A 15,266-nucleotide genomic window follows, 5' to 3' on the forward strand; every position below is an offset into this window, starting at 1 on the left:
GGGGCGGGGCGGTCTTTCGAGAGCGGAGTCGACTACTCGGAGAAGTAGGTGCCGGCCAGCAGGGCACCCACCTTGCGAGCCTGCTCCTCCGACATCTCGATCACCGCCACCGGATCATCCGTCCCGGCGGCGAAGACATACAGGTCGCGGGCACCGTCGCGGCGTACCACGATCGAGATCCGCTGGGTGTTGCTGCCCAGGTCGACGTCGTACCGCTTGCCGATTCCGGGCAGTTCCTGCACATAAATCCCCTTGCCCATGGCCCCTCCCCGCTGCGCGATCCACGATCTCTGCGCAATGGTACGAGTCCAGCGTCCGCCAGGGGCGGATCCACCTCGGGGTGGACCCGGGACCTGAGGTCCACCGTGGCGGTGACGCCGGCACTCGCCCGCCGGGCGGACGCGTCAGGGCCGGCGCTTGCCCAGCATGGAGGCACCGCCAAAGCGGTGGTCCGCCAGACGCGCACCGCCGCTCGACAGGAGGAAACCGTGTCCCGAGTACCCATCCGCCGGCTGCTCACGGCGGCCCTGGCTTTGACCCTGTCCGCCGGCCTGGCGACCCTGACACCCGGCGTGGCGACCGCCGAGGACAAGCCCGAATGGACCAGCGACGACCCGAGCGCCGGCTCGAACGCCGCCGCGGAGATCATGGCCGCCCAGGTGCCCTTGGTCGAGTTCGCCACCCGGATCACCGAACTGGACGAGAAGTTCGCCGCCCTCGGCGGGGTCCGCCTGCGGGTGGAGCGGCGCACCGTCGACCTGTGGTGGAGGGGCGAGGTGCCATCCGAGGTACGGGAGGAGGTCGCCCGCGCCGAGGCCGACGGGATCCGGGTCGTGCTGGGTGAGTCGAAGTTCAGCCAGCGCGAGCTGATCGAGCGGACCACCGACCTGCCGGAGAACTGGAAGAAGTACCCCGGGCTGGTCGACGTCGGCCCGGCGGTCGACGGCAGCGGCCTGCTGCTCGGGGTGACCAAGGACGCCGACCCGTCCGAGTGGGATTTCGGCGTGCCGGTCACGGTGGTACGCACCGAGGAGATCACCGCTTTCAGCCGGCGCGACGACCGCGCCCCGTGGTGGGGTGGCGCGGAGATCATCGCTCCGGTGGCCGGCGCCAACCTGCGATGCAGCACCGGCTTCGCGGTGGCCCGGTACTTCCTGTGGTTCGAGATCAGCCGGGGCATGCTCACCGCCGAGCACTGCGCCCCGGGTGGCGGCGTACGCTTCGTCGACCCCACCGGCGAGCAGATCGGTGTCGCCGAACCGGCGCCCGCCCGGCGGTTGTCCGACTCGCTCTACATCCCGACCCGCTCCGCCGCGCGGATCTACGACGGTGGCGTCGGTGTCGGCGAGTTCTCCAAGCCGGTGGCCGGTGCCGTCGGCAACTTCCCCGGCCAGTTCGTCTGCACCTCCGGCGCGGGCACCGGAGTGCACTGCGACATCCGCACCGACCGGATCAACCTGCTCTTCTTCGCCAGCGGCGGGTCCTTCGTCAGCAGCGGGGCGCTGGGCCGCCAGGTGAGCGGACGGGCCGCGGTCGGCAGCGGCGACAGCGGCGGGCCGGTGTTCACGCTGACCCAGAACTTCACCAGGACCCTGGCCGCCGGGCTGATCGTCGGCGGACGCGGGGCGGTGCCCTGCGGCCAGTTCGGCGTCTCCTGCGCCAACGAGGTGGCGTTCGTCGACATCGGCTTCGTACTGCTGGCCCAGGACGCGAAGCTGCTCACCTCCTGATCGAGGCGCTCCGGGGGGACACCGGTGGGCCGGTCCGCACCGGACCGGCCCACCGGCCGCCGCACCCCTAGATGACCACCTGCTTGCCGCGGGGCAGCGCGTCGATCAGCGACTGCGACACGTTGATCGTGTCGGCGATGACCTCGTGCGGGGTGTTGGCCATCCACTGCATCACCGAGATGTCCTCGAACCGGGGGTGGCGGAACATCTCCAGGAACACCAACGGCTCGTCGCCGATGTTCTCGATGTAGTGCCCGTAGGCGAACGGCACGTAGCCGACGTCACCGGCCTGGAAGTCGAACGTCCGGGCGGCGGCCGACGCGGCGAACACACCCATCCGTCCCCGGCCGGAGATGTAGTACTGCCACTCGTCGGTCGTCGGGTGCCAGTGCAGCTCCCGCATCCCGCCCGGCTCCACCTCGACCAGGGCGGCGGCCGTCGTCGTCGAGGCGGCGAAGTTGGTCGAGTCGGTGATTCGCACCGTGCCGCCCCGGAAGTGCTGCGGGGCCTGCGCGAGCATCCGATGCTTGAAGCTACGCGGCACGTCGCCGGTCGGGCTCACCACCCGGTCCGCCGACAGCGGCGGCGGGACGTCGCCGGCGAAGATGTACTTCTCCCGCTGGGCCAGATCGGCCATCTGCTCCATCGTCCAGCCGAAGTTCTTCGCCAGCACCGACTTCGGCGTGTGCGCGAAGAAGTCGCTGAGCAGGAAGGTGTTGTTCTCCGAGAAGGTGCCGTCGTTGAAGACGAGCAGGAACTGCGCACCGTCCTGCAGAGCCTGGATGTGGTGCGGAATGCCCTGCGGAAAGAACCACAGGTCGCCCGCCTGCACGTCCTCGGTGAAGTTGCGCCCCTCGTGGTCCACCGCGCTGATCCGGGCGCTGCCGCTGAGCATGTACGACCACTCCGACTCCTGGTGCCAGTGGATCTCGCGGTACGCGCCGGGCTCCAGTCCGAACTGGACGCCGGCCAGCTGGGTTGCCACCGGCAGGTCCCGCATGGTCACCTCGCGGGTCCAGCCGCCCTTCTCGACCCGGGTGTGCGCCTGGGAGAAGGAGAACTTCAGGTTGGGCACCAGCCGGCTGTCCGTGGTCGGTGGCACCAGCAGATCCGGGTTCTGCCGCTCCATCTCGACGTTGCGCCCGGCGAAAGGCGGGGCACCCTGGTCGCCGCGACGCGGTTCGGGATCGTTGTTCGCCATCGGGTCAGCTCCTCACACGGCTCGGGAAGGCGTCGGTACGCCGGGTGGGCTCGGCTGCGCCGCCGGGCAGCCCCAGCAGCCTGCGGGCCGCTGCCCGGCCGTGCTGCCACGCCACCGCGCCGGGGATCGCCGCGGCGATGGCGGCCAGCAGCAGCCGCCCCCACACCGGGACCTGGACGAGCGTCCCGGCCGCGGCCAACACGACCAGCGCGACGAGCGTGACCCGCAGCCGGAGCAGGCCCGGTGGTCCGGCCGGTTGAGCTCGGCCCCTGGGCGGCACGACGGTCGGCGTCATACGGCCACCCCGGCAGGCGTTCGCGGCTCAGCTGCGGTCGGCCATCTCGTTGCCATGCTCCGATACTCGGCTCCGTGCCCCTTCCCACAACATCACGTGATCGCGCCATTTCGGATTGGGCGATCCTGGACGGCCGGGACGTTGCGTCGCAAACGGCGACGCCGTCGGGATCAGGCTGCCCGCCGGGCCCGCCCTGGCTAGGCTCGATGCCGGGACGGCCAGCCAGTACACCGGGTGACCAGCGGAGGGAACGCCATTGTCCGACTCGCCCGGATGCGACGAGCCAGTCGCCGTGCCTCCCGACCGGCCGTCGGTCGCCTTCGCCCGCCTGCGTGCCGCGCTGGCCCGGGAACTGCTGGACGAGCCGAGCCGCGCCACCCTGCTGGCCATGATCGGCGCACTGGCGGCCCGGCTGGGCCACCCGGACACCGACGCACTGCTGCGGGAGGCGGGCCGCGCCCATGCCACGGGCGGCACCCCCACCTCGGCGATTCACCTGGCCCTTGGTCGTGCCGCCCGCCACCTGTCCCGCGGTGACCTGCGGGGTGCCCGCGCTGTCCTGGGCAACCTCGATCCGGACGTACCGGCAGCCCGGCGGGAGGCAACGCTGATCCGGACCGAACGGATCTTCACGCAGCTCAGCCTCGGCCGGTTCGAGGACGCCCGAACAGCCATCGGCCAGGCGGTCGACAACGCGACGACGACCGCCCCGACGCACGGGATGATCATCGCCCTGGACTGCCAGCGGATGATCGCGGTGGGGGAACTCTCCGAGGCGGCGACCCTGGCCACCATGACGCTCGGACACCGCGCGCAAGAGATCAGCCAGGAGGTACGTGCGTGGCTGATCGCGGTGCTCGCGGAGGTGCGCTACCGCCGGGGCGAGCCGGAGGCGGCGCGCGCCGCGCTGCGCGAGTGCCTCGACGACCGGCAGTGGCCGGACGGCGCCTTGTGGACCGGGGCGGTCTGCCTCGCCGCCGGTGATCCTGAACTGGCCCGGCAGCACCGGATGCTGGGCACCGCCGTCGCCGAGCTGCACCGGTCCGTTCGACCCCTGCTCGCCGTACCGCAGGCCGGCCCCCGGCTGGTCCGCGCCGCCCTGGCCGGCGGCGATCCCCGTGCCGCCCGGCGGGTCGCCGACCTCGTCGGGTCGGTGGCGACCCGCACACCGGTGCCGCTGTGGCGGGCGCTCGCCGCCCAGACACGCGGCCTGGTCGAACGGGACACGGCGGCGCTGGTCTCGGCAGTCGACGCGCTGCGCGCCACCGCCGCCCGGCCAGCGCTGGCCGACGCGCTACTCGACCTTTCGCGCAGCCCACAGCTGCCACGGGCACAGGCGCGGCAGGCGGCGCTGGAGGCCGCCGGCCTGTCCGGACGGATCGGCGCTCTGGGCGATCAGCGCGCGGCCGAGCAGCGGTACGCCGAGTTGACCGCCGCCGGCGGGGCGCGCCGACCACCGGCCGATGGTCGGCTCCCTACCGGGCTCGGCTCCCTCACTCCGGCGGAGGTGCGGGTGGCGGAGATGCTTGCCTCGGGCGCCACCAAGCAGCAGGCGGCCGGGAGCCTGTTCGTCTCCTTCCACACCGTCGACACCCACCTGCGGTCGATCTACCACAAGCTCGGCATCCGCACCCGCGTGCAGCTCGTCCGCGCCTGGGATCAGCATCAACGGGCCGGCGGCTGAGACCCCAGAGGTCGCCGGCGCAGGAGTACTTCTGGTCACGAGCGCGATGTCAGACGGACATGAGTATGTCCGTCTGACAGCACTCCGGTGATGCCCGGCTACGAGGTCAGGCGGAACGTGGCGTCGTTGCGCGCCTGCGCGTCGTTGATCGGGTCGAGTCGAAGCTGGTAGTCGTAGTGCCGGATATGCCGATCCGGGTAGTTGTACGACTGGAACGACGACCAGGACGAGTTTCCCAGCCCGGCGACCTGTCGGAAGGTGGCGTCGGCAGCGAAGACCGCGCTTCCGTCGTTGGCCGCCAGCACGAAGTCGAACCCCCAGTGCCGCAGGTAGTGGCCCGGGTAGTTGACCGACTCGAAGGACACCTGGCCGGAGCCGCCGGCCAGGCCGGGCACCACCCGGAACTGGGCGTCCTGGGCGGGGCTGACGTTCGGGTCGATGCGCACGTCGTAGTTGGCGTGCCGCACGTACCGGTCCTGGTGGGTGTACGACTGGATCCGGTTGACCGGGGTGGTGGTGCCCCAGCGGGCGAGCACCCGGCTCTCCTCGGCGGCGGTCAGGTTCAGGATCGAGCCGTGCCGCTTGCGGCTGCCGCCCAGGTTGTAGTCGGAGCGGGTCCGGAAGTTGTTGACGCTGCCCAGGTTCGTCGAGGTGACCGGCATGTATCCCCGGCCGGTGGCGTACTGGTCCAGCCACAGGGCCCACTCGTTGCGGCCGTTGAACTGCATCCACATCGGCCCCTCGACGACGTTGCCACCGCCGGTGCCGTTGGAGATGCCGAGGTGCGAAAGGTTCCCCAGGTTGGTCCACGAGCCGAGGATCGAGTTGCTGGCCTCGATCGTGATGTGCCCGTCGGCCGACGCCCGGTAGTAGCGGTATCCGCCGACGCTGCCCGGCACCTCCACGATCTGGGTGTCGATGATCCCCTGGCCCCCGCCGGGGCGCTCGATGTAGAGGGCAGGCGCGGTGAAGCTGCGGAAGTCGCTGGTACGGACGTACCAGATGCGGTGCTTGGTGACGCCGCTGCGCAGCGAGTTCGTCGCCCAGTAGACGACGTAGTCGCCGGTCGCCTGGTTGTAGATGGCCTCCGGCGCCCAGGCGTTGCCGGCGCCGGGGATGGCGCCCGCGACGTTGATCAGCCAGGGGGCGGACCAGTTCACCAGGTCGCGGGACTCCCACACCACCAGCGACGTGCTGCCTCGGTTGGCCGCGTCGCCCCACGATGTCCCGCTGGCGATCCGCAGGTCGGTGGCGACGATCCAGTAGCGGTCGCCGGCCGGTGAGCGGACCAGGGACGGATCCCGTACCCCTCGGGTGCCAAGGGTGGAGAGCAGGACGGGCGCGCCGTTGTTGAGGTCGCGCCAGGTCAGCCCGTCCCGACTGTGGGCGAGGTAGATCTGCTCACCGGTCGCCGACTCGCCGGTGAAATGCGCCATCAAATATCCGGTGAACGGGTCGAGCGCGGCTGCCGCGGCCCGGGGTGCCTGCGCCGCGGGCAGCGACAGCAGGCATACGGCGGCGAGCAGCGCGCTCACCCTGGCTAGGACTCTCGGCATGGCGGCTCTCCTCAGCTGCGTCACGGCAGTACAAAGTGAGCGCTAACAATCACCGGCAGACCGATCGGCAGCGGTCACTGTTTCGGGCTTGTTTCGCAGTCTCGACTCCGGTCCCGCAGCTGTCAAGACGGGACGTAGGCCGCCAGCGGCCAGCCGGACCTCCGTCGTCAGCCGGGCCAGTCCTTGAGGTATTCGACGAACGGGGTGTCACCCTGTTCGTCGCCGCCGATCTCCCGGAAGTGGTCCAGATCGTCGTAGCCCGGTGTGCACTGCGACCGCTTCCCGTCGGTCACCGACTTCCAGAGTTTCCGGGTGGGACCACCGGGCCTGCGGTGCGCCCGGCTGGGAGGCCGTGGCTGACCACGCCCTGGAATGGGCACTGCGCGGCACCCGGATCCCACGCCGGCCTGACCGTCAGATCACACCCCCGCACGGCCACCGCCGACCCGGTCACGGCAGGACTGCGGATGGACGTTGGCACACTGGCCGGGATGTCGATCCCACCAGGGGGCCAGCTCATGACGACCGTCGAACGCGTCCAGCCCAACGAGACCACGGTGCCGCTGCTGCCCTGCGCGGCCGTCGAGGAGACCCTCGCCTTCTGGCGGGCGCTCGGCTTCGTGACGACGTACGAGCAGCGAAAGCCGTACGTGTACCTGGCCTTGCGGTGGAGCGGGTTCGAACTGCACTACGGTCCCGCGCCACGTGACCTCGACCCCTCGGCCGAGAGCAGCGGCGGCTGCCTGGTCATGGTCGACTCGGTGGCGCCGTACCACGCGGCGTTCACCGAGGCGATGCGCCGCACGTACGGCAAGGTGCTCGCCCGGGGGTTGCCCCGGATCACCCGCTACCGTCCCGGCGCCTCACGGTTCAGCGTCGTGGACCCCTCCGGCAACACCGTCGTCTTCATTCGCCGCGACGAGCCGGACGATCTGGAGTACGGCGGTTCGCCGCAGCTGACCGGGCTGGCCCGCGTGCTGGACAACGCGCGGATCCTGCGCGAGTTCAAGAGCGACGACCGGGCGGCGTTCCGGGCGCTCAACTCCGGGCTGCGCCGCCACGGCGAGGCGGCGCCACCGGTCGAGCAGGCAATGGCGCTCGCCGCGCTGGTCGAGTTGTCGATCGCGCTAGGTGAGCCGGAGCGGGTGCCCGAGTGGGCTACCCGGCTCCGAGCGCTGACCCTGACGTCGACGGAGCGCGACCAGGTGCGCGAGGCGGTCGGGGATCCGTCCTCCCTCGACCCCTGGCTGCCCGACGCTCGGCCGCACTGAACCGGCACGCGCCGGCTCAGTCGTCCGTGCGGGACGAACGAATGCCGTTTCGGCGGCATGGCGGTCTTCCGGCCGCCATAACCCCGCCACTTCGCCGAAACGGAGTCGACCAACGCGCACCTACAGCTGGTCGGGGGCGTCGATGCCGAGAAGTTCCAGGCCGGTCCGGAGGGTGTCGCCGGTGAGCCGGCACAGCGCAAGCCGGTTGCCGCGCGTCGGCGCCTCGGCGCGCAGCACCGGGCAGTGCTCGTAGAACGTGGTGAACGTCTGCGCCAGCCGGTACAGGTAGCCGCAGAGCCGGTGCGGTTCGTAGCCGGCGACGACCTCGGTCAGGGTGTCGGCGAAGGTGTCGAGGTCGAGGATCAGCGCCCGCTCGGCCGGGTCGAGTGCGGCCGTCGGGTCGACCGCCGCCTCGGCTCCGCCCGCCCTGCCCAGGATGGAACGGATCCGGGCGTGCGCGTACTGGAGGTAGACCCCGGTGTTGCCGGCCAGCGCCAGCATCCGCTGCGGGTCGTAGGTGTAGTCGCGGGTCCGGCTGGTGGCCAGGTCGGCGTACTTGACCGCGCCGACACCGACCTGCCGGGCCCGCTCGTCCAGCGCCGCCCCGGTCAACCCGGGGTTCTTCGCGGCGACCACGTCGCGGGCCCGGTCCACCGCCTCGGTGAGCAGGTCGACCAGGCGCACGGTGTCGCCGGCCCGGGTCTTGAACGGCCGCCCGTCGGGGCCGAGGACGGTGCCGAACGCCACGTGCACGGCGGGCACGGTCGGCGGTAGCCAGCCGCTCCGCCGCGCGGTATCGAAGACCATCCGGAAGTGCAGCGCCTGCCGGGCGTCGACCACGTAGAGCAGCCGGTCGGCACGCAGCTCGGTGACCCGCTGCCGCAGGGCCGCAAGGTCGGTGGCCGCGTAGCCGAACCCGCCGTCGCGCTTACGGACGATCAACGGCGTCGGTTCACCGTCCGGTCCGCGTACGTCGTCGAAGAAGACGCAGAGCGCGCCGTCGCTGGTCACCGCGACCCCTTGACGTTCCAGGTCGGCGGCGACGTCGGGCAGCACGGCGTTGTACGCGCTCTCGCCCACCGCGTCGGCGTCGGTCAGCCGGACGCCGAGTCGGTCGTAGACGTCGGTGAAGTAGCGGGTCGACTCGGCCACGATGTCCCGCCAGGCGGCTACGGTCTGCGGGTCGCCGGCCTGCAACGCCACCACCCGCTGCCGGGCCCGGTCGGCGAACCCCGGGTCGGCGTCGAACTTTGCCCGCGCCCGCCGGTACAGCGCGGCCAGCCGGCGCATCGTGGTGACATCGGTCGTGTCCACCGGCTCGGGGTGCTCGACCCGATGCTGGATGAGCATGCCGAACTGGGTGCCCCAGTCTCCGATGTGGTTGCGCCGCACCACCGCGCCGCCGAGGTGCTCGAGGATCCGTACCAGCGCGTCCCCGACGATGGTGGAACGCAGGTGACCGACGTGCATCTCCTTGGCGATGTTCGGCTGCGAGTAGTCGATGACCGTGGTGACGCCCGTCTCGGGCGTGCCGACACCGAGCCGGGGGGCGGCGAGTCGGTCGGCGAGCTGCGCCAGCAGCGCCCGGTCGGTCAGGTCCAGGTTGACGAAGCCGGGCCCGGCGACCTCGGCGGCGGCCACCAGACCGTCGGCGGGCAACGCCGCGACGACCTCGGCCGCGACGTCCCGCGGACGCCGCCGCAGGATACGCGCCGCCGCCAGCACCCCGTCGGCCTGGAAGTCAGCGTGCTCCGAGCGTCGGACCTGCGGCGCGAGCTCCGACAGCCCGAGGCGGGCCGCGGCGGCGGTGACGGAGTCGGACAACGACGAGGCCAGCGAGGGCAGGGTCACGGGTACTCCCGGGAGTGGGATGAACGGGATCGTCACGAGGCTTGCCGGCCGCACCAGGAATGCGGGCACGACGGGAGGAACGCGCGAAGGTGCGGACGACTATCGTCGTCGCAGGCGCGAACGGCGGACCGCGGCAAGCACCACGTCCATCTCCACCGCCTCGCGCGAGGGCCGCGATCCGAGCGCGGCCGACCGCCAGGCAGTGTACGCGCCCCCGGCTACCGCCCGGTGCCATTTCCCGTCGGTGCGGGCGGCAGCGCGGCTGCCATGCCCCCACGGGTCTCTGGTAGCCAGCTACCTGCTGCCGCATTGCTTACAGAACGCGGAGGGCTACGTGGACAACGCGTAGCGTCACCGGACAGAGGAGCGGCAGAACGATTCCCGCCGGCCTCGACCACCCCCTCTGAGACGGAGACCTCATGCCCTTTGAGAAGGGTTGGACCGCCCACCCGCAACCATTCGCGTTGGACGGCGCACCGCTGAAGAAGTACGACGAGATCCCGACCTATGCGGTGGGAGACGGTCACCAGGTCGGCGCGCGACTGACCGATCAGATCGAGTACCTGATGCCGATCGTCATCGGTAGCACCGGTATCGACGAGTCCGTGTGGGCTGCGGCACCTGACGGCCAAGCCCTGGTGCTCGCCCTGGCACCGGGAGATGTGCGGGTCTGGGCGGCCCGCGAGTTTCTGCGCGATCCCGCCTACCGAGTGACCGAACTGAACATTGAACTGATAGCCGCACAATCGAAGGGACAGTTGCTGGAGACGTTCTGGGCCGGGAAGCGTCAGCACTACGGGGAACTTGCCGAGATCGTGTTGAAGACCGAGGTGAAGGGCACCACCTGGACCGATGCGCCGGATGTGGTCACCGTCCCGCCGGGCCGATATGCCAAGCAGTTGGTCGTCGACGACCCGACCTGGCAGGATCAACTCGCGCCGTTCTCCATCCTGCTACCCATCGACGACGTGTACGTCTCGGTCTCCCCCGACGACGTCGAAGGCGTCGACGACTCGCACGTGATCGAGGCTCAGGAGCGGGGCACGGCGACCCGTTTGTCGGCCGCGACCGTCACAGCCCGCTTCGCCACCACCGCCACCCTCGTCAAGCCCTACGTGCCTGGCACGGTGTGGCTCACCGACCAGCAGCTCCACTACCCGACCCCGCGTGAGATGGGCGCGGTCTTCGTGCTTCGCCGGATGCCGGTCGACGACGGCGAGATCGAGCAGGCCCGCCTGGATCGCCCCGAACTCTTCCAGCAGGGGTTGACCAGCCCCGGGGTACGCCTCGACGAGCACATCTACGTACGCGTCGACCATCTCGGCACCGGCACCGAGTACCACGAGGCCATGCACAAGCTCTCCCACCGCTCGTTCCGTGCCGTACTGGGCTGGGACTTCAACGAGGGAGCCACCGAGTACTTCACCCGGCTACTGCTGGCGGAGTCGGCCGACACGGCGGTCCGCAACGACGCGCAGTACGCCAGCCAACGGGCGGGAGTCGAGTTTCTGGTCGACCGTGGGCTGATCACCACACAAGACCTGGCCAACGCCTACTTCCGGGGGGTGCTGGAGCCGTTGTTCACCAAGGTGAGAAAGGCCACCTCGGGGACGGAGTTGGTGAGCCTCCAGGGTTACGCCCACGCCCTCGGCGCGACATCCTACGACGCGCAGAGCTACCTCGACCGAGTGCTCGACAAATAGGTCCGTCCAGCTCGCCCGCGCGGCAACGCGGGCTGGTGCAGGGACAGCAGGTCGGCTACCGGTCAGCTTTGACCCGGGTTCTAGGCTGGCCGCATGTCACTCCCGACGCCCGACCCGCACTCGGCCGGCAAGCTGAGGTGGGCCTCGGCCGAGGTGATCGCCGGCATCGAGCAGCAGGTCCAACCGCAGGTCAGTCTGCCGAGCAGGATCGGGCAGGCGGCGGTTGCCGCCGTGGTCTTCACCTGGCCGCCGGCCTTCGTCGTGTTCGCGGCCGCGACCGTCGCCGTGCCGGCGGTGACCAACGACGCCAGCGTCGGGACGACTGCCCTGTGGGCGCTGAAGTTCGCCATCCTGATCGCGATCACGGCGATGGTCACGCCGCTGAGGCGACGGTCCGGCAGGCCCGCCACCGCTGACGCCACCAAGCCATACGTCGCCGAGCTGGATCCGCCGGCTCACCGGACCATGCTGCGGCTCGTGATCCACGCGCTGGTCTCCGGCGCGGGCGCGTGGTTGGTGCTGGCACTGCAGGGGCTTTCCGTCAGTCAGATCGCCCCGCTGACCGTGCTGCTCGTTGTCGTGCTGCACCTGCTACCCCTGATCGTGGCGCGGTTGCTGCAACGACGTCGACGGTCATGAGCCGTCGCGGAGCTCGGTGAGCCGCTGCGAGGTGAAGCTGATGTGGTCGAACGTGACGGTGCAGCCGTCGCCGCTGGGCGACTGGGCTTCCAAACCGATCCGGTGGTCGGCGATCTCGTCGTCGAGACGGAAGACCCGGACCAGCTGCCAGGTCGTACCGTCGGTCGAGGCGTGGTAGGCGTAGGACCGGTCGATGCGGGAGACCCGCAGCCACACCGTGCGGTCGTCGACGACGAAGGCGTTGGCATCGTCGGAGACTCCTCGGGTGACGACGGAGACGATCATCGGTGATGAGGACGGGGAGAGCTCGAAACAGAATTTCGCCCAGTGCCGCTCGTCGGCCCACAGCATCAGCACGCCGGCGTCGTACTGGGATCGGAAGTCGACGCTCACCCGGCAGCTGAACTGGAAGTCGCCGGCGGGCGGCAAGCCGAGCAGGGTCGCGCCGGTGAGCGTCGTCTCGGCGTCCGTGGAGTCCGCGCCGCCGGGGTTGATGTAGAAGTCGGTCTGCGCGGGGGCGGTGGCGATGACGGCTGCCGACTGCTGGTCACGTCGCCACACTCCCGGATGCGACGCGGTGACTGGGAAGGGAAACTGGGGCACGTCCAGCAACTCGCTCATGGCAGGGCTCCCGATCGGTATCGACGTGGACGAGACGCGATGGCGAGTGTAGGTCCATCCGGTCGCCGAGTCGCCCGGCTCCGGTGGCACGATATGGTGGCCAGCGCCGGTCGACGACCACCAGCAGGTGGTTCACCCAGGAGCTATGGAGAATGCCATGACGGGGGCGTACCACTCGACGAGCGCGGTGCCGACACGGCCGCCTCGGCTCGGGTCACCGCGCCGACGCGGACGCCGAGCCTATCCCCGCCGCGCATGCGAGTCCTGGTAATCGAGGACGACGGGCAGGTACGCGACGCGGTCGTCATCGCGTTGCGGTCCGCCGGGCTCGCCGTCGACGAGGCTGCCTGCTGGAGCCACGCCGAGCTGAACCTGACCATGAACGCGTACGACTGTCTGGTGCTGGACCGGATGCTCTCCGACGGCGACTCCGCCGACCAGCTGTACCGGCTCCGGCGGCGCGGGCTGGCGGTCCCGGCGTTGATGCTGACCGCGATGGACGACGTACGGGACCGGGTCGCCGGCTTCGAAGCGGGCGCCGACGACTACGTGGCCAAGCCGTTCTCCACCGCCGAACTGGTCCAGCGGGTACGCGCGTTGTGTCGGCGCAACGGTGCCACCCGCCCGACGGTCCTGCGGGTGGACGACATCGAGGTGGACGCGGCTCGCCGGCAGGTACGCCGGGCGGGTGTGCTGCTCACCGTCACGCCCAAGGAGTTCTCCGTCCTCGAGATGCTTCTGATCCACCATCCGGCGGTGGTGAGTCGTAGCGAGCTGATCGAGCACTGCTGGGACGAGATGGCCGATCCGGCGTCGAACGTGGTCGACGTGATCATCGCCCAGCTGCGTCGCAAGCTCGGCGAACCGCAGATCATCACCACCGTACGGGGGGCGGGGTACCGGCTCGCGGCCACGGAGCGGAAGTGAACCTCCGGCGCGGCCGGGCGGACGGCCGGCGACCGACGTCGCTGCAGAGCGCGGCCCGCCTGGGCCGGTTGCGGACCTGGTTGACCGTGCTGCTGCTGGTCCTCAACACGGCCGGGCTCGTCGGCATGGGCGGGGTCGCGCTGCTGATCCACGCGGAGCAGCGCGAAGAGGTGGAGGCGGCGGAGTTGCTGCGCGCGGCCAGCACCGCCGTGGCGTTGCTCTCCTACGACTCTGGCGCGCTCGACCTGGGAAATCTGAGCACCGATCCGACCGCGCAGGGTTCGGCCGGGGTGTTCGTCTTCGAGGGGCTGCGTGACGACGTCACACTCGTCTTCGCCCACCCGGCCCAGCTGCCGGTCATCCCGGCAGCCGAGCTGACCGGGCCGGCCCGGTCAGTGTGGCGCACCGGGGTCGGGTTGAGCACCGACGTCGCCGACGGGTACGGCGAGCGGCTGCGCCTACTGGCGATGCCCTTCCGGCACCCGGTGACCACCGGGGTGGCTGGCACGGTCATCGCGGTGGGCGACCCCCGCCCGGGGCAACAGGCCCACCGTCGGCTGGCCGGCTCGCTGGTCGCCGGCGGTGTCCTCTTCATGCTGGTCACCGGCGTCGGCGGTCACCTGCTGGCGCGGCGCGGCACCCGTCCTGCGGTGGAGACCCTGGGGCAGCAGGAACGGTTCATCGCCGACGCCGCGCACGAGATGCGCGCCCCGCTCACCGCGATGCGGCTGCTCTCCGAGGCCGCATTGACGGATCCGGGTCGGCAACCGGAGACGCTGCGCCAGGTGTTGCGCTCCACCGAGCGGCTCGCCGACTCGGTCGATGCCCTGCTGACCCGGGCCCGGCTGGTCGCCGGGCTACGGGACCTGGAACGCCAGCCCTTCAGGTTGGACCAGCTCGCCGAGGAGGTGGTTGCGGAGCACGTCCAGCCACCCCACACGGCGCACATCGTGACGGAGCCGGTCGTCACCAACGGTGATCCCACGCTGGTCCGGATGGCGGTGCAGAACCTGGTGACCAACGCGATCCGGCACGGCCGGATCGACCGGCGGCCGTGCCAACTGACGCTGACCGTGAGCCAGGGCGAGGTCCGGGTCGGCGACGAGGGGCCCGGGCTCGGTGACTGGTCCGTGGACCCGACCCGCCAGCGGTTCCGTACCGGGGCGGCCGACGGGGTGGGACTGGGGCTGGCCATCACCGCGTGGGTGGCCATCCTGCACGGTGGCGAACTACGGCTCGAATCCGGCGCGGCCGGTGGGACCGACGCCGTGCTCACTCTCCCGGACCGGGTCTCCCGTTGGCGGCGGTACCGTCGGGTCTGACCACCCGCCAGACGCCGTCGACCTCCTGACCGGTGGCGTCGCCGGGTGCCCGGTCACCGACGTAACCGTAGAGCGGCCACCCGTCGAGGGTGAGCTGCACCTGCCCGTCCGGGCGCGCCAGGGTACCGACCAGTTGCCGGTTGATGCCCACCACCCGCAGGTCGGACGCGGCCGGTGCCGGCAGCCAGCGCTGGAGGCAACTGCCGGTGCACCGCGACCGGGACGGCGACCGACTGTCCCGGTCGGACCGGTACAGCACGTAACCCTGACCGTCGATCACCACGGCGCCCAGCGTCCGCGAGGTGCTGGCGAACAGCCCCGACGGGTGCGCCGACAGCGTCGAACCTGCCGGCGGCGTCGGTGCCGCGTCCGGCAGCCGGTCGCAGCCGGTCAGCAGCAGCGTCGTGGCCACCGCGACCGACACGCGCCGGCCGGCGGCCGCGACAATTCTCATGACGCCTCATCA

At 70.9% G+C, this 15,266-nt stretch carries 15 protein-coding genes; 7 read left to right on the plus strand and 8 right to left on the minus strand.

The genetic code is table 11. The features are described from left to right. Nucleotides 1-32: 32 nt before the first annotated feature. The gene (locus tag BMY89_RS08145; RefSeq protein WP_092377277.1) at nt 33-260 is read right to left on the minus strand and encodes a cation:proton antiporter regulatory subunit; all 228 of its coding nucleotides are present in this window, start codon (nt 258-260) and stop codon (nt 33-35) included. Nucleotides 261-488: 228 nt separating this feature from the next. On the opposite strand from BMY89_RS08145, the gene BMY89_RS08150 reads away from it, so the two are divergent. Beyond that, the gene (locus tag BMY89_RS08150; RefSeq protein WP_111313850.1) at nt 489-1,730 is read left to right on the plus strand and encodes a chymotrypsin family serine protease; all 1,242 of its coding nucleotides are present in this window, start codon (nt 489-491) and stop codon (nt 1,728-1,730) included. A gap of 67 nt (nt 1,731-1,797) precedes the next feature. On the opposite strand, the gene BMY89_RS08155 is transcribed toward BMY89_RS08150, so the two are convergent. Next, nucleotides 1,798-2,931, minus strand: a complete 1,134-nt coding sequence (locus BMY89_RS08155) for a cupin domain-containing protein (protein ID WP_092377283.1) — start codon at nt 2,929-2,931, stop codon at nt 1,798-1,800. 4 nt (nt 2,932-2,935) lie between these two features. Next, nucleotides 2,936-3,226, minus strand: a complete 291-nt coding sequence (locus BMY89_RS08160) for a hypothetical protein (protein WP_092377286.1) — start codon at nt 3,224-3,226, stop codon at nt 2,936-2,938. A 292-nt stretch (nt 3,227-3,518) separates the two neighbouring features. Here BMY89_RS08160 and BMY89_RS08165 point away from each other — a divergent pair, with 292 nt between their 5' ends. Beyond that, a complete protein-coding gene (locus BMY89_RS08165; protein ID WP_092377289.1) occupies nt 3,519-4,910 on the plus strand; it encodes a helix-turn-helix transcriptional regulator in 1,392 nt (463 codons plus the stop codon). 98 nt (nt 4,911-5,008) lie between these two features. Here the strand turns inward: BMY89_RS08165 and BMY89_RS08170 are convergent, their stop codons facing one another. Beyond that, a complete protein-coding gene (locus BMY89_RS08170; RefSeq protein WP_092377293.1) occupies nt 5,009-6,466 on the minus strand; it encodes a glycoside hydrolase family 43 protein in 1,458 nt (485 codons plus the stop codon). Between the two features lie 167 nt (nt 6,467-6,633). Further along, nucleotides 6,634-6,759, minus strand: coding sequence for a hypothetical protein (locus tag BMY89_RS31295; RefSeq protein ID WP_269766848.1), 126 nt, complete (start codon nt 6,757-6,759; stop codon nt 6,634-6,636). A gap of 198 nt (nt 6,760-6,957) precedes the next feature. Here BMY89_RS31295 and BMY89_RS08175 point away from each other — a divergent pair, with 198 nt between their 5' ends. Continuing rightward, on the plus strand, nt 6,958-7,737 hold the full coding sequence (locus BMY89_RS08175) for a VOC family protein (protein ID WP_198413976.1): 780 nt from the start codon (nt 6,958-6,960) through the stop codon (nt 7,735-7,737). Between the two features lie 120 nt (nt 7,738-7,857). Here BMY89_RS08175 and argS read toward each other — a convergent pair whose 3' ends face one another. Further along, nucleotides 7,858-9,588, minus strand: coding sequence for an arginine--tRNA ligase (argS, locus tag BMY89_RS08180; protein WP_092377297.1), 1,731 nt, complete (start codon nt 9,586-9,588; stop codon nt 7,858-7,860). Between the two features lie 419 nt (nt 9,589-10,007). On the opposite strand from argS, the gene BMY89_RS08185 reads away from it, so the two are divergent. Then, nucleotides 10,008-11,291 (plus strand): hypothetical protein, encoded by a 1,284-nt coding sequence (locus BMY89_RS08185; RefSeq protein WP_092377299.1) that lies wholly within the window; start codon nt 10,008-10,010, stop codon nt 11,289-11,291. Between the two features lie 93 nt (nt 11,292-11,384). Continuing rightward, on the plus strand, nt 11,385-11,930 hold the full coding sequence (locus BMY89_RS08190) for a hypothetical protein (RefSeq protein WP_092377301.1): 546 nt from the start codon (nt 11,385-11,387) through the stop codon (nt 11,928-11,930). Here BMY89_RS08190 and BMY89_RS08195 read toward each other — a convergent pair. Further along, nucleotides 11,925-12,551: a DUF1349 domain-containing protein gene (locus BMY89_RS08195; protein ID WP_092377304.1), complete on the minus strand. Its 627-nt coding sequence runs from the start codon at nt 12,549-12,551 to the stop codon at nt 11,925-11,927. The genes BMY89_RS08190 and BMY89_RS08195 overlap by 6 nt on opposite strands. 255 nt (nt 12,552-12,806) lie before the next feature. Between BMY89_RS08195 and BMY89_RS08200 the strand changes: the two genes are divergently transcribed. After that, entirely contained in the window at nt 12,807-13,478 is a 672-nt protein-coding gene (locus BMY89_RS08200) for a winged helix-turn-helix domain-containing protein (protein WP_092377307.1), read from the plus strand. Further along, on the plus strand, nt 13,475-14,800 hold the full coding sequence (locus BMY89_RS08205) for a sensor histidine kinase (protein ID WP_092377310.1): 1,326 nt from the start codon (nt 13,475-13,477) through the stop codon (nt 14,798-14,800). The genes BMY89_RS08200 and BMY89_RS08205 overlap by 4 nt, the downstream gene beginning before the upstream one ends. Here BMY89_RS08205 and BMY89_RS08210 read toward each other — a convergent pair. After that, entirely contained in the window at nt 14,751-15,254 is a 504-nt protein-coding gene (locus BMY89_RS08210; protein ID WP_092377313.1) for a COG4315 family predicted lipoprotein, read from the minus strand. The two genes, BMY89_RS08205 and BMY89_RS08210, sit on opposite strands and share 50 nt — an antisense overlap. Nucleotides 15,255-15,266: the final 12 nt, after the last annotated feature.

The sequence above is a fragment of the Micromonospora phaseoli genome (genome assembly GCF_900109115.1).
Lineage (GTDB): Bacteria > Actinomycetota > Actinomycetes > Mycobacteriales > Micromonosporaceae > Micromonospora > Micromonospora phaseoli.